The organism is Nocardia wallacei (assembly GCF_029869545.1).
Lineage (GTDB): Bacteria > Actinomycetota > Actinomycetes > Mycobacteriales > Mycobacteriaceae > Nocardia > Nocardia wallacei_A.
Genome location: NZ_JARWQD010000222.1, coordinates 1 through 22,336, shown reverse-complemented (window position 1 = coordinate 22,336; position 22,336 = coordinate 1). Strand labels below are relative to the sequence as shown.

9 protein-coding genes are annotated in these 22,336 nt (G+C 68.6%); 7 read left to right on the top strand and 2 right to left on the bottom strand.

Annotation, left to right across the window (positions count from 1 at the left end; translation table 11 throughout):
• Positions 1–93: 93 nt before the first annotated feature.
• Both QH290_RS18970 and QH290_RS18965 read right to left on the bottom strand, forming a co-directional pair.
• Positions 94–2,712, bottom strand: coding sequence for a TPR repeat domain-containing protein (locus QH290_RS18970; protein WP_280384292.1), 2,619 nt, complete (start codon positions 2,710–2,712; stop codon positions 94–96).
• A gap of 20 nt (positions 2,713–2,732) precedes the next feature.
• Complete coding sequence (locus tag QH290_RS18965; RefSeq protein ID WP_280268815.1) at positions 2,733–3,050, bottom strand: hypothetical protein; 318 nt, start codon at positions 3,048–3,050, stop codon at positions 2,733–2,735.
• A gap of 93 nt (positions 3,051–3,143) precedes the next feature.
• On the opposite strand from QH290_RS18965, the gene QH290_RS18960 reads away from it, so the two are divergent.
• The 7 genes from QH290_RS18960 (at position 3,144) to QH290_RS18930 (ending at position 22,335) form a co-directional block, all read left to right on the top strand.
• Entirely contained in the window at positions 3,144–3,656 is a 513-nt protein-coding gene (locus QH290_RS18960) for a hypothetical protein (protein WP_280268814.1), read from the top strand.
• 167 nt (positions 3,657–3,823) lie between these two features.
• Positions 3,824–4,201 (top strand): hypothetical protein, encoded by a 378-nt coding sequence (locus QH290_RS18955; protein WP_280268813.1) that lies wholly within the window; start codon positions 3,824–3,826, stop codon positions 4,199–4,201.
• Positions 4,198–5,754, top strand: coding sequence for a hypothetical protein (locus QH290_RS18950; RefSeq protein ID WP_280268812.1), 1,557 nt, complete (start codon positions 4,198–4,200; stop codon positions 5,752–5,754). Before QH290_RS18955 ends, QH290_RS18950 begins: the two co-directional genes overlap by 4 nt.
• The gene (locus QH290_RS18945; protein ID WP_280384290.1) at positions 5,735–6,520 is read left to right on the top strand and encodes an ESX secretion-associated protein EspG; all 786 of its coding nucleotides are present in this window, start codon (positions 5,735–5,737) and stop codon (positions 6,518–6,520) included. Before QH290_RS18950 ends, QH290_RS18945 begins: the two co-directional genes overlap by 20 nt.
• Before the next feature lie 146 nt (positions 6,521–6,666).
• Complete coding sequence (locus QH290_RS18940; RefSeq protein ID WP_280384287.1) at positions 6,667–7,242, top strand: Uma2 family endonuclease; 576 nt, start codon at positions 6,667–6,669, stop codon at positions 7,240–7,242.
• Between the two features lie 49 nt (positions 7,243–7,291).
• Positions 7,292–8,059, top strand: coding sequence for a precorrin-4 C(11)-methyltransferase (gene cobM / locus QH290_RS18935; RefSeq protein WP_280268809.1), 768 nt, complete (start codon positions 7,292–7,294; stop codon positions 8,057–8,059).
• 371 nt (positions 8,060–8,430) lie between these two features.
• Positions 8,431–22,335, top strand: coding sequence for an amino acid adenylation domain-containing protein (locus QH290_RS18930; RefSeq protein WP_342213748.1), 13,905 nt, complete (start codon positions 8,431–8,433; stop codon positions 22,333–22,335).
• The last annotated feature ends 1 nt before the right edge of the window (position 22,336 follow it).

Genomic DNA, 22,336 nt, shown 5'->3' with positions numbered 1-22,336 from the left:
TTATCGGGTTAACCTACACTACACATAGCACAAATGCGCCCCTTCGGGGGGGTGCGGGGGCGAGCTGGCTTCTCGCCCGCGCGCGTTTCGCGCTCATCGGGTCGTCGACCATTGGTTATACCCCTGACGTTCGAGTTCATCGGTACTCAGCCGCTTGATCTCCTGCTGGCCATCTATGGTTCCGTTGGAGATGATGCGCTTGTAGATCTCCTGAGCCTGATTGCCGTTGTTCAGGTAGTTCTGCTGCCCCTCGGAGCTGATGCCGTGGTCGGAGAGGATGCCCGGGATCGAATTGTCCAGTATGCCAGCCGTTTCGGGGGTGTCGGCCGCCGATATATAGGGCTTCACGGATACGGAGCCGTCGGGTGATGTCGTCAGCATGGTGTCGTAGACCGGTCCGGGTAGCATGCCCGAATTGATCTGACCGGATTCGACGAGCTGCGCAAGCATGTTGTAGCGCTGCGCACCTATTGTCCCGGACTGCTGAAGGTTGACGTTGTCGCCGACCTTGACGCTTGGAGTCTTGTTGCTGAGGTCGGGATCGACGCTGGTGAGATCGTTCTTGTAGTACTCGGAGACAGCTTGGACAACGGGACCGCCGAGGCCACCGGCGGGTCCGGCCATGCCCGCCATGCCGATCAGGTTCTGACCGACTCCATAGGCGGCAGCCCGTTGATCGGATTGTGCTTTGGCGCTGTCGGTTTCGTTCAGATTCAGGTCCGCGATGCTGGCGTTGATCCCTGCGTCGACGACGCCGCGCAGTCGGCCCGAGTAGTGACCGAGGTCGACCTGCTCCGGACCTGTCCCGGTCGCGCCGTCGGCGAAGCGCCTATCGATCTGATCTGCCACAGCCAGCGCCGATCCGTTCATGGTTGCGCCGGCCTTCTCGTCACCGTCGAAGACGCTGAAGAGTCGGGTCGCCTCCACCGGACCGAGGCTCTCGGAAGGGAATCCGTGGGTCCCCGTGACGCTGGCGGGAGCGCCGACGATATCGGCGACGAAGGGCGAGAGACCCTTCGCAATCCCCTGCGCTGCAAGGGGATTGACCTTTGCGAACGATTCGCCGTTCTGATCCGGCATGTTCAGCAGGGATTCGTAGATATTGGTTCCGTTGCCGGCCTTGGTGGTCGACATCAGCTCGGAGAGTGCACCGGCCGCCTGACCGGCGTGGCCGGCCCGCGTCGGGTCGGAACTATGGGCGTCCTCGTACGTCCAATCAACCATTGAGCCGAGAGCCGCTCCATCATCGTTCCACTCGTGGGTCAGCAGGGTGCCGACGGTGGTGTCACGATCGTACGGATGCCAGGACTGCCCCGGAGTGTCCTTGCCGAACAGTTCCTCGCTGCCGTTTCCGGTGAGCAGGGCATAGTTGGCGTCCTTGTTGCGGGATGCGGCGGCGAGGAGGTCGGTCGCGCTGTTCTCGGTGTGCTGTTCGGATTCCGTGTCGCGAAGCTTGGTGCCTTCGAAATCCCCGTATCCGCCGTTGTCGACGATCCAAGCCTGGTGTGCCGCTTGGCGTCCCAACTCGACACCGAATCTGTCGCCGGGTTGATAGCGTTCCCCTGCGCCGTTGACGAAGTCCGCGAACTTGTCCATGTCGGCGGTATAGTCCTTTATCCCGCTTCGGTTGTCGATCTTGGGTTCGAGGAAGCCGCCGCGGTAATCGTCGGGGAGATCTCTGGTGTTGGAGTCGGGTGCACCGCCGATGTTCGGCCGGGTGCCGACGAATTCGCGGATTTCCGGGTTGAGCTTATTGAAGCCACCGCGGTCTTGGATTTTCCCCTGTGCGTCACGGGTGACGAGGTTCTCGTTCGAGACGGTCATCATGCCGTTGGCGAGATACGTACGCAGATCCTGCGCCTGTGGAGACTTGTCGGTCTTCAGCGTCTCGGAGAGCGTGAGCAGACCATCCCGCCCCGACTTGTCGTACAGGTTGGTCAGGTAGTCCATCGAGGACTGCGGAATGGTGACGTCGCCTCCGTTCTGCAAGGCGGTGAGTTGTTCCGGGGTGAGCCCGGTGGCTTTCAGGTGGTCGAGAATGCGCTGGCGCTCCTCGTCGGAGAGCTTGCCGTCCGCGATGGTTTCGCCGTCCTCTTTGCCCTGCTCCGCGGTCAGCTGTTTGGTCGGGTCCAGTTTGCCGGGCGCCTCGACGGCGACCGTGGTGAGGCCGCCGCTGTTCTGAAAGGCGTTCTGGATGTGCGTACCGGCGGTCTCGACCGCTGTTCCCAGCTCGTTGAGTGCCGTTTTGATCGGCGGCTCCAAGGTGTCTTTGCCGTACTTTCGGAGGGCGGCGAGGGCTGCCGTTTGGTCGTTCTTGTCCTCGGAGGACGATTGCGCGGCGATCTTCGCGCCCTCACTCGGCTCGACCGTGCCGTCCTCGGCGACGTCGTATTTGGCGTTGATCGCGTTCGTAATGGATTGCGTCGCACTGGTCTTGGCGCGCCAGATAGCGTCGCGGTCGCCGGAGACGGTGGTGATGGCGGTCTGGAGTTCGCCAGTGAAGGTTCGGCCCGCGGTAACGGCCTGCTGGGTGGTTTCGCGGGCCCGATCGCCGGTCTTGCCGGTCCAGTAGGACTGGGATTGATTGTAGTCGTTGCCCGCTTTGTCAAGGCTCGTCGTGATGGTGTCGTGCGCGGTCTGCCACTCCTTGATGAGTGTGTCCAGCGCGTTCGGATCGCATTGTTCCGCTTGAGATTTCGTTGCGGCAGCCATAACCGCGCCCCCCTTGTCTTCTACCGCCCGGCGCCCAGACGATCGAACTCGCGAGCCTTCGCCTCATCGATCTGCAGGAACTTCGCCGCCACTGTGACGGTGTTGTCCCCGATCGTATCGAGCACTTTACCCAGGTCCTGGACAGCGGTGGTTGCGGCGGTGCTCGCGGTGCTGCATGCCTGCCCGATCTGGAATCCCGGGAATCCGGCGGCGACCGCTGCCGACGCTTCGCCGGTCTTGACAGCCTTGATGTCCGTCGCATATGTCTTCACATTGCGTGCCAGCACGGCCGCATCCCTGCCGTCGATCTTCAGCGTTTCACTCAATGGGTCGGCCACGAACGGGGATCCTACGGGGGTGAGCGAGGTTGGCTCAATATGTCCTGGATGGGGCGTTGGGGTCGACCGACAATTCAGAGCGAGGAGCACGGCATGACAAGCGCCGGTCTGGATCCGATGCAGGACAACACCCGGAAGCTGGTGGAGGCGTTGACCACCGCGCGCTCGCGGGCTCAGTCGGGGGACGGCTTTCTGGTCGTCGAAGCGTGTGCCGACGGGCAAGTGTTCGTTCATGTCGATGATCGGGCGCTGCGCTACGGAGGTTCGGCGATCGCTGCGGAACTCACCAGGCTCGCTGCTCAGGCGTTGGCTGAGGCGCGAGCGGGAGTACGTGAGGCAACGGCGAATTTTCGGGCCGACCCGCGCATAGCCGCGGCCGTCGACGCGACCGAGGATGCGATGAATCAGCCCCTCAGTGCCGTACATCAACCGTCCTCGCACGATTCGTATCGCGATAACGGATATGGATCGCCGCATCAGAGCTACGGGCAGCAGGGTTGGCCACAGCAGCGGTCGGCCTCGTCCGCGCCAGGGACCTATGACCCGTACGACGACGAAGATGATTACGACCCTTACTACCAGCGGAAATCTTGGTTGGTGGACTAAATAGCGGCAAGGGTTCGGCTGGATTCCGAACAAGGGGTGCGGGAACCAGCTATTGCTTGCCGGTGGGTGCGGGTGGGCGATAGTGTTTGTGCTGGTACGGGGGCTCGCCGTAGCGGCTTCGATTTTTCTGGTTCCGGTTCGGATCGTCCAATCGAGGAGGGGGAGTTATGGGATTCGGGGTCGATCCATACGGGTGGAAAGGGCTGCTCGAGCAGGCCGATGCGGGGCGGCTGTCGCTGGATCCCGAGGTCGGTGCGGGCCTCGACAAGGTCTGTGAGCGTCACATCGACAGGCTCGGCGCTGTGCTGAGCGAGGCGCGGAAGATCGGTCACGTCACCGGGTTCGGAACGTTCGACTCCGGAGTGGTGCTCGCCAGGAAGTTCTCGTTGACGGCGGCGGGGAGCGATCGTGCGCTCGATGCGGTGGTGCGGCGGCACATCGATGCCGTTCTGACCGCGAAAGCGGTGGTGGCCAAGGCGATTGCGAACTTCGCCGCCCACGATCGGGCCGCCGCGGCGCGGATCTCCGCGACGGAGCGGTCGTGACGAGCTACGGGGATTACCGCGGTCGCGTGATCGAGGCGCAGGCGCAGTGGAGTGCCGAGCGGGAGCGGATCTACCAGAGCCAGAGGGAGATTGCCGGTAGCTACGCCGGACCGCTGCAGCCGCCGCACATCACCTCGCCGGACAACTACGACCACCTGACCCTCGAGCAGATGACGAATACCGTATCGGCCATGCGGCCCGACCTCGTCGACGACGCGTACCGGACCTGGGACGATATGTCGAGGAAGCTGGCCCTGACGTTCTCGACCTTCACCGCCGAATTCGAGCGCACGGTCGACGCTCCGCACGGGCGCGGCTGGTCCGGCGCGGCGGCGTCGGCGGCGGTGGCCGCGATCGAGCGCTATCGCGACCGGTCGATGCCGCTGGCGCAGGCGGCGGCCGCGATCGGCCTGAAACTGCAGGAGATGCGAGCCGGGCTCGAGGAGACCCGGCTGCTGATGCCGGGTATCACCGAGCCCGTCGACGTCACCGGCAAGACGCTGCCGAAGGGTGGAGTCATGAAGATGGGCGACCACACCGCGACCGAGGCCGAGCAGGAGGCGCGACGGATCCTGCGGACGGTATACGCCCAGGTCGCCGCACACACCGACGCCGGGATGCCCTATATGCCCGACGCGCCCGAGATCGTTGATGGTCCGAGCGCGCCCGATGGATCTGTGGTGCCGAGTGGTCTGTTGCTTGGCAATTCTGATGTTATGCAAAGCCTTTCGGCTGGCTCCTCGCATTCGATCGCCCCCGCGGTTGCCGATCGCGGGAGCGATGGTCTCCACTGCGAAGGCACGGACCAGGCTGGTACACAACCGGTTTCGACCGATCCGGCGATCCCCGCCCACAATCCCGCGCATATTGCGACAACCGAGCCGCCCGCCACACCACCGGCCGAGGCCGGTTCGACTGCAACGAGACCGGCCGAGACCGGTTCGCCGCCTTCCATACCAGCGGCGATTTCCGGGACCAACGGGGGCACAGGAAGTTTCGAACATTCCGGTGGTGTCGGCGGCTCGGGTGGGCCCAGCGGTTCCGGTCTCCCGTATGGCTCGGGCGGGCCGGGTGGTTCCGCGAGGTCGGGCGGCGTCGGCTGGCCGGGTGGCGTGAGCGGGTCGGGTGGTTCCGCTGGGGCGGGTGGCGTTGGCTGGCAGGGTGATTCGAGTAGAGGGGGTGGTTCTTGTTGGTCGGGTGGGGGCGGTGAATCCAGTAGTGCGGGTGGGGTGGGCGGTGGTGGTGGATTCACTGGGGCGGGGAATGGTGTGGGGGCCGGTGGTTCCGGGCGGAGCGTGCGGGGCGGTGTGTCTGCGGTAGCTCCGGTAGTGGCGGGTGCAGATTCCGATGGTGTGGGGGCGCACAGGCCCGGTGTCGCGGGTGCGCCGGGTATCGGGGCGTTCGCGGGCAAGCCCGTTGCCGAGGAGAAGGAGCGCGCAGGTGCGCCCGAATATCTGGTCACCCGGGAGCACGGCGATGAGGTGACCGGCCTGCGTTCCTCGGAGGTGCAGGCTCTCGAGGTGGTAGGCGAAGATGACCGTCCGCGAGATTGAGCTCACCGGGCAGGAGTTCGAAATCCTCTGGGCCGCATATGGTCGCGATCGGCTACCGTATCCGCTGTCCTACCGCACCGATATCGCGGATTTCGAGGAGCTGAAGCGGGAACGCGAGGCCGCCGTGCAGAACCTGCTGGGCAAGTACGCGGAAGATATCGAGCACGCGCTCACGGTGCTGCTCGAACCGGATGCTCGGGTCGAGTCCAAAGGCTTTGGCGGGCAAGATATGTCGCGGACCTACCGCTTTCACGGCGCAATTCGCGGGCAGGTGGGAGCCACGCTGACCCAGAAATCCGGCATTGCACCGGATACTGGTGGTGAATTGGCCCTTACCTATTGCGCCGCAACCAAAGTCGCGCAACAAGCGGTAACGGTGCTGCCGCACGCCGGGCCCGGGAGTCGGCAGCCGCTGGAACTACGCCGCACCGATATAGGAGCCGATCGCGAACGCTTCGTCCACCCATCCCACAAACCCACCCTCACCGACCAACTCGCCCGAATCCTCGACCGCCCCCGCCGTGCCCTCGGCGAGATCACCGTCTTCCCCGGCCCCGCGCTCGACGCCCGCCCCACCCCCGGCCGCAGCTTCTGGTGGATGGACTACGACGACGGCCGCTACTACGTAAAGACAGGCGACCCGATCATCGCCAAACCCATCGACCGACCTCGGCTCGCCGCCGAAATCCACCGCCTCCTGATGCTCACCCAGCGCTACTACCGCGAAGACCGCGACCACGACGCCTACCTACGCTCACGCCGCTGAACACCATCGCGCTGCGCGCGAGCAGGAAGACGTGCGGGACATGGAGCCCGTGCGGGAATGAGGGAAATCCATCCGCCGCCTGCCTGGTCTCGAATGGTTGACGTGGGAGACTTGGGGCGACCACGGAGGCGAGGTGAGGAGCTGAAGTGACGGCACTTCCGGATCCGCGGCGGTTGTTGACGATCGCCGACTATGTGGCGCTCCCCGAAGACGACCAGCACCGCTGGGAGTTGCAGGAGGGGGTACTGGTCATGTCGCCATCACCGACGCCGCACCACAACCGTGCCGATGGGAGGCTCTTCTCGCAGTTGGATGCGCAGTTGCCGACGGATCTGATCGTTGTTCCGGACGTGGACCTCGACCTGCAGTTGGTTCCGGACGGCGAACCAGCCACGGTGCGCCGCCCGGACTTGGTCGTTGTCCGGCGGACCGAGTTCGATCGCGTCGGTTCCGAAGGTGGGATCCTGCGTGCTTCCGAAGCGGTCCTGATCATCGAGATCATCTCCCCTGGATCGCGCCGGACGGATACAGTCACTAAGCCCAGCGAGTACGCAGAGGCGGGCATACCGCACTACTGGATCGTCGACCTGACCCCGCCGGTGAGTTTGCTTGTGTTCCGGCGGACCGATGAACTCGGCTACGTCGACGAGGGCGAGACGACCGGCACGTACCGGACCGGTTCGCCGTGTGCGCTCACGATCGAGGTGGATCGGCTGCGCTGAGCGTGGGTGCGGTCCGGCAGGTGCGGGTGCCGCTGCCTACACTCCCCGCATGACCGTGCACTTCATCGGGGCGGGGCCCGGGGCCGCGGATTTGTTGACCGTGCGGGCGGTGCGGCTGTTGGGGGAGTCGCCGGTTTGTCTGTATGCGGGGACGTACCTGGATCCGGGGGTGCTGGGGCACTGTGCGCCGGGGGCCGAGCTGATCGATACGCAGTCGCTCGATCTCGATCAGATCGTCGAGCACTGCGTGCGGGCGCATGCCGAGGGGAAGGATGTGGCGCGGTTGTGCTCGGGGGATCCGTCGATATATTCGGCGCTCACCGAGCAGGCTCGGCGGCTGGATGCGCGGAACATTCCCTGGGATGTCACGCCCGGCGTGCCCGCCTACGCCGCCGCGGCCGCGCTGCTGGGCACCGAGTTGACCGTGCCGGAGCTGGTGCAGTCGGTGGTGCTGACGCGCACCCAGGCGCGCTCGACCGCCATGCCGGACACCGAGGCGCTGGCCGATTTCGCCCGCACCCGGGCCTCGCTGGTGCTGCATCTGGCGATCACCCGCATTCGCCCGCTCGCCGCCGAGCTGTCGGCCGAGTACGGCGCGGACTGCCCGGTGGCCGTCGTCTATCGCGCGAGCCAGCCCGAGGAGCGGATCCTGCGCGGCACCCTCGCCGATATCGCCGACCAGGTGGAGGCCGCGGGGCTGCGGCAGGCCGCGGTCGTGCTGGTCGGCCGCGCGCTGGCCCGCACCGCAGGGTGCGCCCAGTCCCACCTCTACGACCCCGCGCGCGATCGCAAGGGTGGCGACTCGACCGCACCTTGAGGGATGCGCATCCGGAACCGGTACGGTAAGTTTCCTCACCCTGCCCTGTCAGGCAGAACGCGAGCGGTCCGCAAGGTCCGGAATGAATGAACTCCCATGATGCTCAACGGCTATGACCCTTTTTGGTCAGGTGGCCGGAGTGGGCGGTAGATTGGTCCGGTGGTCAGCAGTGAGGTTCAGCGAGTGGATTATCCGTGCCCGGCGGGTGTGGTCGGTTCCATGTAACAAGGTCGGCATGGCCGACGGATAGATCCTACGAACATTTTTGTCTGATTGAGTTCGAAGTGAGCCCCGAACGCCGGACGCCGCGCTGAAACAGGTGAGCGTCCGCGTCGGTGTGCCATCGGGGAGCGCTGCACGGTGTTCCGGAAGTGAGGTTAGGGTTGGACCGGCTGGATTTCGGCGGAAACGGCGAAGCTGGCAGCGAGGTGACGCCCACGCCGGTTTCGGGGGATGATCTCTTCCCGCTGTCTCCGGCGCAGCTCGGTATCTGGTATGCCCAGCATCTGGATCCGCAGGTGCCGATCAACATCGCCCAGTACGTCGATCTGCGGGGCGATCTGGACCGCGAGATCCTGCGGCAGGCGTGCATCGACTCCTCGAACGAACTCGATTCGGGCTTCATGTGTCTCGCCGAGCGCGACGGCGAGCCGATGCAGTACATCGACCCGACCATCCCGGACCGCGACGAGATCGTCTACCTCGATCTGCGCGAGGCCGAGGATCCCGAGGCGGCGGCGCAGGAATGGATGCGCGCCGAGTACAGCCGTCCGCTGAATCTGCTGACCGACCGCCTGATCAGGCTGGCCGTCCTGCAGCTGGCCGACGACCACTGGTTCTGGTACCTGCGCGCGCACCACATCGTGCTCGACGGCTTCAGCGCGATGAACTACCTGAACCGCGCGTGCGAGCTGTACACCGCCTACCTCGACGGCGTCGAGCCCAAGCCGTACAAGCCGACCAAGCTGCGTGAGCTGGTCCGATCCGAATTCGAGTACCGCGAGAGCACCCGCTTCCAGGCCGATCGCGAGCACTGGGCGCAGCGCGTCGAGGGCCTCGAGGAGGGCTCCAGCCTGGTCGGGCGCTCCGCGGCGCCCGCCCCGCTGAACGGGGTCGCGAGCGCGACGCTCTCGCCCGAGCAGGCGGAGCTGCTGGATGCGGCCGTGCGGCGGCACGACTCTTCCCCGGCGGCGCTGCTGCTCGCGGGCTTCGCGGCCTACCTGGCGCAGTGGACGGGCAGCGAAGAGGTCATCCTGAGCCTGCCGGTGACGGCGCGGACCACCGCGATCATGCGGCGCTCGGGCGGCGTCTCGTCCAATATCGTGCCGCTGCGGTTGCCGGTCCGGTACTCCACGACCGTCGCCGATCTGCTGAAGTCGGTCACCGTCGAGGTGTCGGGCGCGCTGCGGCATCAGCGGTACCGGCACGAGGACATCCGCCGCGACAGCGCCGGGGGCGAGGCGGTCACCAAGGAGTTCTTCGGCCCGTGGGTGAACATCATGTTGTTCACCGACGAGGTGTCGCTGGGCCCCGTGGTCGGGCATATGCACGTGCTGTCGACCGGCTCCATCGAGGACCTCGGTGTCAATTTCTATCAGTCGATGGGTGGCACGGTCTCGCATATCGACTTCGAGACCAACCCGAACCTCTACACCGAAGACGAAGCGCGGCAACATCATTCGCGGTTCCTGGAGTTCTTCGACCGGTTCCTGGCTGCCGAGGCCGACCAGGTGCTGTGGGATATGCCGATCACCACGGAGTCCGAGCTCGACCGCACCCTGGCGGCGTGGAACGACTCCGACCACGAGGTGCCCGACACCACCCTGACGGCGCTGCTGAACGACCGGATCGCGGTGCGCCCGAACGATATCGCGCTCGACTACGAGGGTGAGACGCTGACCTACGCCGAGTTCGGGGCGCGGGTCAACCGGCTGGCGCGGGCGTTGATCGCCGACGGTGTCGGCCCGGAATCGCTTGTGGCCCTGGGGATGCGGCGATCGCTGGAGCTGGTGGTCGGCATGCACGCGGTGCTGCAGGCCGGTGGCGCCTACGTGCCGATCGATCCGGACCATCCGGCCGAGCGCACCGCCTACATCCTCGAATCCGCCGCTCCCGTCTGTGTTCTCACGGTCTCCGGGGACGAGATGGAGCTGCCGGAGTCGGTGCGCCGGGTGGCGATCGACACCCTGGACACCTCCGGTTTCTCCGACGCGCCGATCGGCGACGCCGACCGCTTGGCGCCGCTGCGGCCGGAGCACACCGCCTACGTCATCTACACCTCCGGTTCCACCGGCAGGCCGAAGGGCGTGACGGTCACCCACCGCGCCATCGTGAACCAGCAGCTGTGGATGCTGGACCGGTACCGCCTGACCGGCGACGACGTCTACCTGCAGAAGACGGCGACCACCTTCGACGTATCGCTGTGGGGCTACTTCCTGCCCCTGCTGACCGGCGCGAAGCTCGTGATCGCGACCCCCGACGGGCATCGCGACCCGGCCTACGTCGCCGAGACGATCGAGCGGCACGGCGTCACCGTGACCGACTTCGTGCCGTCGATGCTGACGGTGTTCGTCTCGCACGCCACCCGGGCGCACTGTGATTCGCTGCGTGCCGTTTTCGTCATCGGTGAGGCGCTGCCGCCGGAGACCGCCGCGGGTTTCCGCGCGATCAGCTCGGCCGGGCTGCACAACCTGTACGGCCCCACCGAGGCCGCCGTCTCCGTAACCTACTGGGAGGCAACCGAATCCGACACCACGATCGTGCCGATCGGGGTGCCGGAATGGAATGTCGAAGTCTACGTGCTGGATTCGCGGCTGCGCCCGGTCGCGATCGGTGCCCCGGGTGAGCTGTACCTGGCGGGCCGACAGCTGGCCCGCGGTTATCGTGGCCGCGCTGACCTGACCGCCGACCGTTTCGTTGCCAGTCCGTTCTCCGCCGACGGCGAGCGCATGTACCGGACCGGCGACCTGGTGCGGTGGAACGACTCCGGTGCGCTGGAATACATCGGCCGCACCGACTTCCAGGTCAAGTTCCGCGGTCAGCGCATCGAGCTGGGCGAGATCGAGACCGACCTGCTCGCCCATCCCGCGGTCAGCCAGGCCGTGGTGCTGGTGGCCGACACCGCCACCGGTCAGCAGCTGGTCGCCTATGTTGTTGCGGCTCCGGGGCTTTCGGTCGATCCGGCCGAGCTGACCCGCTTCGCGGCCGAGCAGCTGCCCGGCTACATGGTGCCCGCGTCGATCATGGTGCTGGACGCGCTGCCGCTCAATACCTCCGGCAAGCTGGACCGCAAGGCGCTGCCCGAACCGGTGTTCGCGGCCGACGCGGCCGGATACCGCGCCCCCCGCAATCAGGTCGAGGAGATCGTCGCCGGTGTCTTCGGCGATGTGCTGGGACACGAGCGCGTCGGTATCGACGACAACTTCTTCGACCTGGGCGGCAACTCGCTGGTCGCCACGCAGGTGGTCGCGCGCATCTCCGCGGCGTTCGGTATTCAGCTGGGCGTGCGGGCGCTGTTCGAGACGCCGACGGTGGCCGCCCTCGCGGTGCGCGTCGAATCCGCCACTCCCGCAAGCGTTTCGCGGCCGCCGCTGGTGGCCAAGCCGCGGCCGGAGCGGGTGCCGCTGTCGCTGGCGCAGCAGCGGATGTGGTTCATCAACCAGTTCGATCCGAGCGTGCCGACCTACAACCTGCCCTTCGTGGTGCGGTTGCGCGGCGAGGTCGACCTGGACGCGCTGCAGGCGTCGCTGCTGGATGTGATCGCCCGCCAGGAATCGCTGCGCACCGTCTTCCCCGAGTCCGAGGACGGCGGCTACCAGCGGGTGGTGCCGATCGATCAGGTGGACCTCGGCATCGAGGTGCGGCCCACGTCCGAGGACGAATTGGCCGGTGCGCTGGCCGAGTTCGCGTCGACCGGCTTCGACGTCTCGCAGGAACTGCCGATCCGCGTCCAGGTCCATCGGGTGACCGGACCGGAGCGCGACGGTGACTACGCGGTGGCCATCGTCGTGCATCACATCGCGGGCGACGGATTCTCGTTCGGCCCGCTGGCCCGCGACGTCACGGCCGCCTATCTGGCGCGGGCGACCGGGCAGGCCCCGGCATGGGCGCCGCTGCCGGTGCAGTACGCCGACTTCAGCCTGTGGCAGCGCGAGCTGCTCGGCGCCGAGACCGATCCGGATTCCATTGCCTCCCGGGAGATCTCGTACTGGCACGGCGCGCTGGCGGGCCTGCCGGATCAGCTGGATCTGCCCACCGACCGCCCGCGCCCGCCGGTGCAGAGCTTCCACGGCAGCCGGGTCACCTTCGACATCGATCCGGAACTGCACGCCCAGCTGACGAGCCTGGCTCGGGCACAGGGTGTTTCGCTGTTCATGGTGCTGCATTCGGCGCTGGCGGTACTGCTGGCTCGGCTGTCGGGCACCGCCGACATCGCGATCGGCAGCCCCGTCGCCGGGCGCGGTGAGCAGGCCCTCGACGACCTGATCGGCATGTTCGTCAACACCCTCGTGCTGCGCACCGAGGTCGACGGCGCCGAGCGGTTCACCGAATTCCTCGGCCGCACCCGCGACGCCGACCTGGCCGCCTTCGCGAATGCGAACGTGCCGTTCGAGCGCCTGGTGGAGGTGCTCAACCCGACCCGCTCGCAGGCGCGGCACCCGCTGTTCCAGGTGATGCTGTCGTTCCAGGAGCTGTCGCACGCCACCATGGAGATGGACGGCCTGACGGTGTCGGCCGAGGAGCTCGACGTCGACATCGCCAAGTTCGATCTGGTGTGGACGCTGACCGAACAGCGCGGCGCCGCGGGCGAACCCGCCGGTGTGTCGGCGGTCGTCTCCTATGCCACCGACCTGTTCGACGCGTCCACCGTCGCCGAGTTCGGCCGCCGCTATCTGCGCGTGCTCACCGCCGCCGTCGCGGCGCCCGATGCGCGGGTGCGCGATATCGAGATCCTCGACGACGCCGAGCGGCAGACGGTGCTGACCGACTGGAACCGCACCGCGCGCGCACTGCCCGCCGTCGCGGACGCCACGCCGACCACGGTGCTGGACCTGTTCGCCGAGCAGGTGCGGGTGCGCCCGCACGCGACCGCGCTGATCTTCGATCCGGGCGACCGCGAGGACGAGTTCGGCCCGGCCGGGGAGCTGAGCTACGCGGAGTTCTCCGAGCGCGTGAATCGCTTGGCGCGCAAGTTGATCGATGCGGGTGTCGGCCCGGAGTCGCTGGTCGCGATCGGCATGCGGCGCTCGATCGACATGTTCGTCGCCCTCTACGCCACGCTGGCTGCCGGCGGCGGGTACGTGCCGGTCGACCCGGACCATCCGGCCGAGCGCACCGAGTACGTGCTCGACAGCTCGCGGCCGGTGGTGCTGCTCACCACCGCCCGCGACGGCGTAACCTCCGACGACTGCCCGGTCATCGAGGTCGACACCGTCGATCTGAGCGAATTCGATTCGGCGCCGGTCACTTCCGGGCAGCGCCGCGCCCCGGTGCTGCCCGATCACATCGCCTACGTGCTGTACACCTCCGGTTCCACCGGCCGCCCCAAGGGCGTCGCGGTGAGCCACGCCGCGATGGTGAACCAGATCGCGTGGAAGATCGACGAATTCGAGCTGGACGAGACGAACGTCGCGCTGCACAAGACGCCGTTCACCTTCGACGCGTCGCTGTGGGAGCTGTTCGCCACGCTGGCGGTCGGCGCCAAGGTGATCATCGCCGCGCCGGAGGGCCACCGCGATCCGGTGTATCTGTCGGAGGTCATCGCGCGGCACCGGGTCACCCAGACCTCGTTCGTGCCGTCGCTGCTGCCGGTGTTCGCCTCCAGCGCATCGGCGGACGAATGCCTCACGCTGCGTACGATTTTCGTCGGTGGTGAGGCGCTGCCCCCGGCCACCGTCGCCGCCTTCCGGCGATTCAGCACCGCCACCGTGCACAACCTGTACGGGCCCACCGAGTTCACGGTCAACGCCACCGCGTGGACGGTGCCCGCCGCCAACGGCTACAACGCGGTGCCGATCGGCCGCCCGGTGTGGAACGTGCAGGCCTACGTGCTCGACGAGAGCCTGCGCCCGGTCCCCGCCGGGGTGCCCGGCGAGCTGTACCTCGGCGGCACGCAGATCGCCCGCGGATACCACGGCCGCGCCGACCTGACCGCGGAACGCTTCGTGGCCAACCCCTTCGGGGGTAACGCGGGTGCCGGGGACGGCCAGGGGAATGAGGGTGCCGGGGACGGCCGAGGTAGCGCGGGTGCCGGTGGGGTCGGCAGCCGCCTGTATCGCACCGGCGACCTGGTGCGGTGGAGTGCCTCGGCGGATCATCCGGACGGTGTCCTCGAGTACATCGGACGCACCGACTTCCAGGTGAAGTTCCGCGGTCAGCGCATCGAACTCGGCGAGATCGAGGCGGCGCTGCTGGACCACCCGGACGTCAACCAGGCCGTGGTGCTCATCATCGACACGGTGACCGGCGATCAGCTGGTGGCCTACGTGGTGCCCACGCCCGGCGCCGACATCGACACCGACGCGGTGAAAGCCGCTCTGGTGCAACGGCTTCCGGTCTACATGGTGCCCTCGGCGATCGTCGCGCTGGAGGAGTTCCCGCTCAACGCCTCGGGCAAGCTGGACCGCAAGGCGCTGCCCGCGCCGCTGTTCGCGGTCTCCGAATTCCGCGCTCCCACCACGCCGATCGAGGAGATCGTCGCCCAGATCTTCGGCGAGGTGCTCGGGATCGCCCGCGTCGGCGTCGACGACGACTTCTTCGACCTCGGCGGCAACTCGCTGATCGCGACCCAGGTGGCGTCGCGGCTGGGCATCGCGCTCGACACCCGGGTCCCGGTCCGAATGGTGTTCGAGGCCAGCACCGTTGCCGCGCTGGCCGCCCGCGTGGAATCGCACGCGGGAGACGGCGCGCGCAAGGCGCTGGTGGCGCGGGAGCGGCCCGAACAGGTGCCGCTGTCGCTCGCGCAGCAGCGCATGTGGTTCCTCAACCGGTACGACACCAGCTCGTCGGTCGACAACATTCCCGTCGCGATCCGGCTGTCCGGCGAGCTCGACGTGGCGGCGCTGCAGGTGGCGGTCATCGATGTGATCGATCGGCACGAGTCGCTGCGCACCGTGTTCCCCGAGACCGGCAGCACGCCGGTGCAGGTGGTTCTCGATGCGGCACAGATCGTTCCGGACCTGACCCCGGTCCCGGTGACCGAGGGCAATCTGATCGCCCATCTGATCGAGCTGGCCTCCATGGCGTTCGACGTCACCAACGAGGTGCCGCTGCACGCCCGGCTGTTCGAGATCAGCGAGTCCGAGTACGTGCTCGGCATGGTGGTGCACCACATCTCCGCCGACGGCTGGTCGATGGGCCCGCTGGCCCGCGACGTGATGATCGCCTACGCCGCGCGCACCATGTGGGAGCAGCCGGCGTGGGTGCAACTGCCGGTGCAGTACGCCGACTACGCGCTGTGGCAGCGCGAGATGCTGGGTTCGGAGGACGACCCGAATTCGCTGATCTCCGACCAGATCCGGTATTGGCAGCGCGAACTGGCCGAGCTGCCCGACGAACTGGTGCTGCCCTCGGATCGCCCCCGTCCGGCGGTGGCGACCTACCGCGGCGGCGTGCACTCGTTCGTGATCGCGCCCGACACCCAGGTGCGCCTGGTGGAACTGGGTCGCCGGCACAACGCGTCGCTGTTCATGGTGATGCACAGCGCCCTGGCCGTGCTGCTGGCCCGCCTGTCGGGCACCTCGGACATCGCCATCGGCACGCCGGTGGCGGGCCGCGGCGAGGCGGCCCTCGACGACCTGATCGGCATGTTCGTCAACACGCTGGTGCTGCGCACGGACGTCGACGGCGCCAAGACCTTCGCGCAGCTGCTGGCGCAGGCCCGCAACACCGACCTACAGGCGTTCGCGCATGCCGATGTGCCGTTCGAGCGGCTGGTGGAGGTGCTGAACCCGGCGCGTTCGCAGGCGCGGCATCCGCTGTTCCAGGTGGCGCTGTCGTTCGAGAACCTGCCCGAGAACTCCTTCGAACTGCCCGGATTACGGGTCTCCACCGTCGATTTCGAGGTCGACACCGCGAAATTCGATCTCTCGCTGACGCTTCGGGAGGCCGGTCAGGGCTCCGACGGCGGCATGCTCGGCGAATTCTCCTTCGCCCGTGACCTGTTCGACGACGACACCGTGCAGGAGCTCGCGGGTCGCTTCATCCGGCTGCTCGAGGAGATCGTCGAGCGGCCGGAGCTGCCGGTCGGCGAGCTGGAGCTGCTGGCGGAGCCCGAACGCGCCGAACTGCTCGGCCGCACCGGCGGACCGGCCGTGCCGCCGCGCACGCTGCCGGAGCTGATGGCCGCGGCCGCCGCCGAGAATCCGGAGGGGCAGGCGGTCGTCTTCGAGGACCGCTCGCTCACCTACGCCGAGCTGGACGAGTCCTCCGCGCGGCTGGCGCGGGCACTCATTGCCCGCGGCGCCGGGCCGGATGTCATTGTGGCCGTGGCCGTTCCGCGGTCGATCGACTACCTGCGGGCGGTGTGGGCGGTGGCCCGCGCGGGCGCCGCGTTCCTGCCGGTCGATCCGGCCTACCCGATCGACCGGATCACGCACATGATGTCGGATTCCGGTGCGCGGCTGGGCATCACGCTCACCGCGCAGGTGGACGGGCTGCCGCCGATCGACGGCGAATGGCTGCCGCTGGACGAGCCGGAGTTCGCCGCCGAGGTGGCGGCGCAGTCGGCCGATCCGGTGACCGACGCCGACCGCGGGGCCGTGCTGCGCTTCGAGCACGCCGCCTACGTGATCTACACCTCCGGTTCGACCGGTGTGCCCAAGGGCGTGGTGGTCACCCATGCGGGCCTGGCGAACTTCAGCGCGGTGCAGGTGGAACGCTATGGCCTGGACCGCGATTCGCGGGCGCTGGCGTTCGCGTCGCCGTCGTTCGACGCGTCGGTGCTCGAGCTGCTGCTGGCCGTCGGCTCCGCCGGTGCGCTGGTGGTGGTGCCGCCGGGCACCTACGGCGGCGACGAGCTCGGCGAGCTGATCGCGCGCGAGCGGGTCACCGTCGGCCTGATCACGCCGTCGGTGCTGGCCTCGCTGGATCCGGCCGCGCTGGCCGGGATGCGGTCCATCATCGCCGGCGGTGAGGCGCTGACGGCCGACCTGGTCGCCAAATGGTCTGTGGCGCCCGGTGATTCGGGCGATCTCGACAAGCGCAGCCTGCACAACGCCTACGGGCCGACCGAGGCGACGATCGCCACCAACATCAGCGGGCGGCTGCTGCCGGGCGATGCGGTGTCCATCGGCGGCCCGGTGCGCGGCATGCGCGCGCTGGTCCTGGACGCGCGGCTGCGGCCGGTGCCCGAGGGCGTGGTCGGCGAACTCTACGTCGGCGGAATACAACTGGCCCGCGGCTATCACGCCCGCCCGGCCCTGACCGCGGACCGTTTCGTAGCCGACCCCTACGGGGCCGAAGGCGCGCGGCTCTACCGCACCGGCGATGTGGTGCGGTGGCGGCGCGACGCCGCGGGCGAGCCCGTGGTGGAGTACGTGGGCCGCAACGACTTCCAGGTGAAGATCCGCGGCTTCCGCATCGAACTCGGCGAGATCGACGCCGCGCTGACCAGCCACCCCGATGTCGACTTCGCGGTGACGATCGGGCGCAGCAACGATGCGGGCTCGACGTTCCTGGTGTCCTATGTGCGCGCGGTGGGCGAACGGGCCATCGATGTGGCGGAGCTGTCGGCGCACGTCGCCGACCGGCTGCCCGCCTACATGGTGCCGACGGTCATCATGGTGCTCGACGAGATCCCGCTCACCCCGGTCGGCAAGCTGGACCGCAAGGCGCTGCCGGAGCCCGAACTGGCTCCCCGCGAATTCCGTGCCCCGGCAACGCCGCTGGAGGAGATCGTCGCGGGCATCTTCGCCGATCTGCTCGGCATCGACCGGGTCGGCGCGGACGACGACTTCTTCGAACTGGGCGGCAACTCGCTGATCGCCACCCAGGTCACCGCCCGGCTGAGCGCCGCGCTCGACGCGGAGGTCGGGGTGCGCGCGCTGTTCGAGGCGCCGACGGTCGCCGGACTGGCCGCCCGCGTCAGCGCGCGCGCCGGAACCGGCGTGCGTCGACCGCTGACCGCGCAGGCGCGGCCCGAGCGTCCGCCCCTGTCGCTGGCCCAGCAGCGGATGTGGTTCCTCAACCGTTTCGACAGCGGGTCCGCCGCCAACAACATCCCCGTCGCGGTGCGCTTCACCGGCGACCTCGACCTCGAGGCGCTGCGCGGCGCGGTCGCCGATGTGGTCGCGCGGCACGAATCGCTGCGCACGGTCTACCCGTCCGCCGACGGCATCGGCTACCAGCAGGTGCTGCCCTCGGCGCAGGCCGTGCCGGAGATCGACGTGGTCCCGGCGGCGCCGCACGAATTGCTGTCGGTCGTCGGCGAATTCATCGGCCGCGGCTTCGACGTGACCGCCGAACCGCCGGTGCGGCTGCGCATCTACGAACTCGGCGCCGACGACCACGTCCTCGTGGTGGTGGCGCATCACATCGCCGCCGATGGGTTCTCGATGCGCCCGCTGGTGCGCGACCTGATGACCGCGTACCTGGCGCGCGCCGCCGGGCAGGTTCCGGACTGGTCCCCGCTGCCGATTCAGTACGTGGATTACGCACTGTGGCAACGGGATACGCTGGGTTCCGAAGACGACCCCCGGTCGCTGCAGTCCGAGCAGCTCGACTACTGGCGCGGTGCGCTGGCGGGGCTGCCCGACGAACTGCGGCTGTCCACCCGCCCGCGCCCGTCCGTGGCCGCCTACGCGGCCGGAACGCATCGGTTCCGCGTGCCCGGCACCCTCGTGGAGGGGCTCGGCGCCGTCGCGCGGCGGCAGGGCACCACCCTGTTCATGGTGGTGCACAGCGCATTCGCGGCGCTGCTGGCGCGGCTGAGCGGGACCGGCGACATCGCGATCGGGACCCCGGTCGCCGGGCGCGGCGAGCAGGCGCTCGACGACCTGGTCGGCATGGTGGTCAACACCCTGGTGCTGCGCACCGAGGTCGACCTCGGCACCTCGTTCACCGACCTGCTGTCCCAGGTACGCGAGCGCGATCTGGCGGCCTTCGCGCACGCGGGGGTGCCGTTCGAGCGGATCGTGGAGGTGCTGGAGCCCGCCCGTGCCCCGGGGCGCCATCCGCTGTTCCAGGTGATGCTGACGTTCCAGAACCTCGGCCACACCGCGCTGGAACTGCCGGGCCTGACGGTGTCGGAGGTCGGCATCGATCCGCCGACGGCGAAGTTCGACCTGCAGCTGACCCTGTCCGACCAGGCCGCGGGCGACGAGGGTGCCATGGAGGCCGAACTCGTCTATGCCGCAGATCTTTTCGATGCCGAGTTCGCCGAGACCTTCACCCAGCGGCTGCTGCGGGTGCTCGGCGGCGTCGCCGCCGACCCGGCCACCCGCGTCGGCGATCTGGAGCTGCTGGACGCGACCGAGCACACCCTGGTGCTGCGGTACTGGAACGACACCGAATTCCCGCTGGACGCGGCCCTGCCGCGGGTCTCCGACGACGCGGCGGCCACCCTGGTGTCGCTGTTCGAGGCGCAGGTCTCGCGCGGTCCCGCCGCGGACGCGGTGACGTTCGAGGGGACGACTCTGTCCTACGCCGAGTTCGCCGGTCGGGTGCATCGCCTGGCACGGTGGCTGATCGGACAGGGCGTCGGGCCGGAATCGCTTGTCGCGCTGGGCATGCGGCGCTCGCTGGACCTGGTGGTCGGCATGTACGCGGTGACCGCGGCCGGTGGTGCGTATGTGCCGCTGGATCCCGATCACCCGGCCGATCGCACCCGCTACATCCTCGACACCGCCCGGCCCGTCTGCGTGCTGACGACCTCGTCGGACGCGTCCGAGTCGGGAGATGGCCGCGACGGTGATGTCTCGATTCCGGCGTTCGCCGGAACGACGGACAACGTCGTCCTGATCGACGAGCTGGATCTGACGGACCTCGCCGACACCCCGCTGACCGACGCGGATCGGGTTGCGCCGCTGTATCCCTCGAACACCGCGTACGTCATCTTCACCTCCGGCTCGACCGGCCGCCCCAAGGGCGTGGCGGTGAGTCACGCGGCGATCGTCAACCGCCTGGTGTGGATGCACGCGCAGTACGGCCTGGCCGCCGACGACGTGGTGCTGCAGAAGACCCCGGCGACCTTCGACGTGTCGGTGTGGGAGTTCTTCTGGCCGCTGCAGGTCGGCGCGCGGCTGGTGGTCGCGAAGCCGGACGGCCACCGCGACCCGGCCTACCTGGTCGACCTGATCGCCGCCGAGGGCGTGACCGTCACCCACTTCGTGCCGTCCATGCTGGCGGTATTCGTCGCGGCCGATCGGATCGGTGAATGCACCGGGCTGCGTAACGTTTTCGCCTCCGGTGAGGCGCTGCCCGCCGCCACCGCGCAGCGCCTGCGCGAGCTGACCGGTGCCCGCCTGCACAACCTGTACGGCCCGACCGAGGCCGCCGTCGACGTCACCTATCACGAGGTGACCGATGCCGATACCGGCTCCGTGCCGATCGGTGCGCCGGTGTTCAACACCCAGGTGTACGTCCTCGACTCCCGGCTGCGGCCGGTGCCGGTGGGTGTCGCGGGTGAGCTGTATCTGTCGGGCGCGCAGCTGGCCCGCGGCTATGTCGCACGGCCGGATCTGACCGCCGACCGTTTCGTGGCCAGCCCCTTCGGGGCAGTGGACGGCGAGGCTCCGAAGGGCGAACGCCTGTACCGCACCGGTGATCTGGTGGTCTGGACCCCCGCCGGTGAGCTGGAGTACCTCGGCCGCACCGACTTCCAGGTGAAGCTGCGTGGCCAGCGCATCGAACTGGGCGAGATCGAGGCCGCGCTGACCGGCCTGGACACGGTCGCGCAGGCGGTGGTCGTGGTGCGCAGCGACGAGCGCACCGGCGATCAGCTGGTCGCCTACGTGATCCCGGCGCCCGCCGCGGAATTCGCGCCCGACGCGGTGAAAGCCACACTGGCGCAGCAGCTTCCGGCGTACATGGTGCCGACCGCCTTCATGGTGCTCGACGAGTTCCCGCTCAATGCCTCCGGCAAGCTGGACCGCCGGGCGCTGCCCGCGCCGACCTTCGCCGCCAAGGTCTTCCGGGCCCCGGCCACCTCGGTCGAGCAGGCCGTCGCCGACACCATCGGCGAACTGCTCGGCGTCGAGCGGGTGGGCCTGGACGACGACTTCTTCGAGCTGGGCGGCAACTCGCTGATCGCCACCCAGGTCGCGGCCCGGCTCGGCGCCGCCCTCGACACCGAGGTGCCGGTGCGGACGCTGTTCGAGGCCTCGACCGTGGCCGGGCTGGCCGCGCGGGTGGAATCGCATGCGGGACAGGGCGGCCGGGCGCCGCTGGCCCCGCGGCCGCGCCCCGAGCCGGTGACCCTGCCCTCCGGCGAGACGGCCCAGCTGGTGCCGCTGTCTCCGGCGCAGCAGCGGATGTGGTTCCTCAACCGGTTCGACCACCGGACCGCGGTCAACAACATCCCGGTGGCCGTGCGCCTGTCGGGCGCGCTCGACGTGGAGGCGTTCGGTGCCGCCGTCGGCGACGTGCTCGCCCGCCACGAGGCGCTGCGCACCGTCTACCCCGAGGTGGAGGGCATCGGATACCAGCGCGTGCTGCCGCTCGGTGCGGCGGCGTTCGAGCTGGAGACCGCGACCGTCACGGCCGACGACCTGCCTTCGCGCGTCGCCGAACTCGCGGGTGCGTTCTTCGATGTGACGCGGGATCTGCCGTTCCGCGCCACCCTGCTGACGGTGGCGCCGGACGAGCATGTCGTCGTGCTGGTGGCCCACCACATCAGCGCCGACGGCTTCTCGCTGCGGCCGCTGCTGCGCGATGTGGTCGCCGCCTACGCGGCCCGCGCGCAGGGCGAGGCGCCGCAGTGGACGCCGCTCGCGGTGCAGTACGCCGACTACGCGCTGTGGCAGCGCGAGGTGCTCGGCACCGAGGACGATCCGCAGTCGCGGGCCGCGCGCCAGATTGCCTACTGGACAGAACAACTGCGCGATCTGCCCGACCAGCTCGAGCTCCCGGCCGAGCGGCCGCGGCCGGCGGTAGCCGCCAAAGGCGGGGGCCCCCCCCCCCCGCCCCCCCCCCCGGCCGGCCCCACCTTAAGGGCGGGGGGCGCGCGCCGCGGATCGGAGATCCGCCCCCCGCCGGAGATCTTGCCCGGCGCCACGGCACCGAGGCCGGTGCCCAGCTCGGCGGCGAGATCACCGGCGGCGTCGGCGCCCTGGCTGTAGC

What these genes read in the sequence shown, in the direction of transcription:
- cobM (WP_280268809.1), top strand. Translation starts at nt 7,292, where the DNA reads ATGACCGTGCACTTCATCGGGGCGGGGCCCGGGGCCGCGGATTTGTTG.
- QH290_RS18960 (WP_280268814.1), top strand. Translation starts at nt 3,144, where the DNA reads ATGACAAGCGCCGGTCTGGATCCGATGCAGGACAACACCCGGAAGCTG.
- QH290_RS18955 (WP_280268813.1), top strand. Translation starts at nt 3,824, where the DNA reads ATGGGATTCGGGGTCGATCCATACGGGTGGAAAGGGCTGCTCGAGCAG.
- QH290_RS18970 (WP_280384292.1), bottom strand. Translation starts at nt 2,712, where the DNA reads ATGGCTGCCGCAACGAAATCTCAAGCGGAACAATGCGATCCGAACGCG.
- QH290_RS18945 (WP_280384290.1), top strand. Translation starts at nt 5,735, where the DNA reads ATGACCGTCCGCGAGATTGAGCTCACCGGGCAGGAGTTCGAAATCCTC.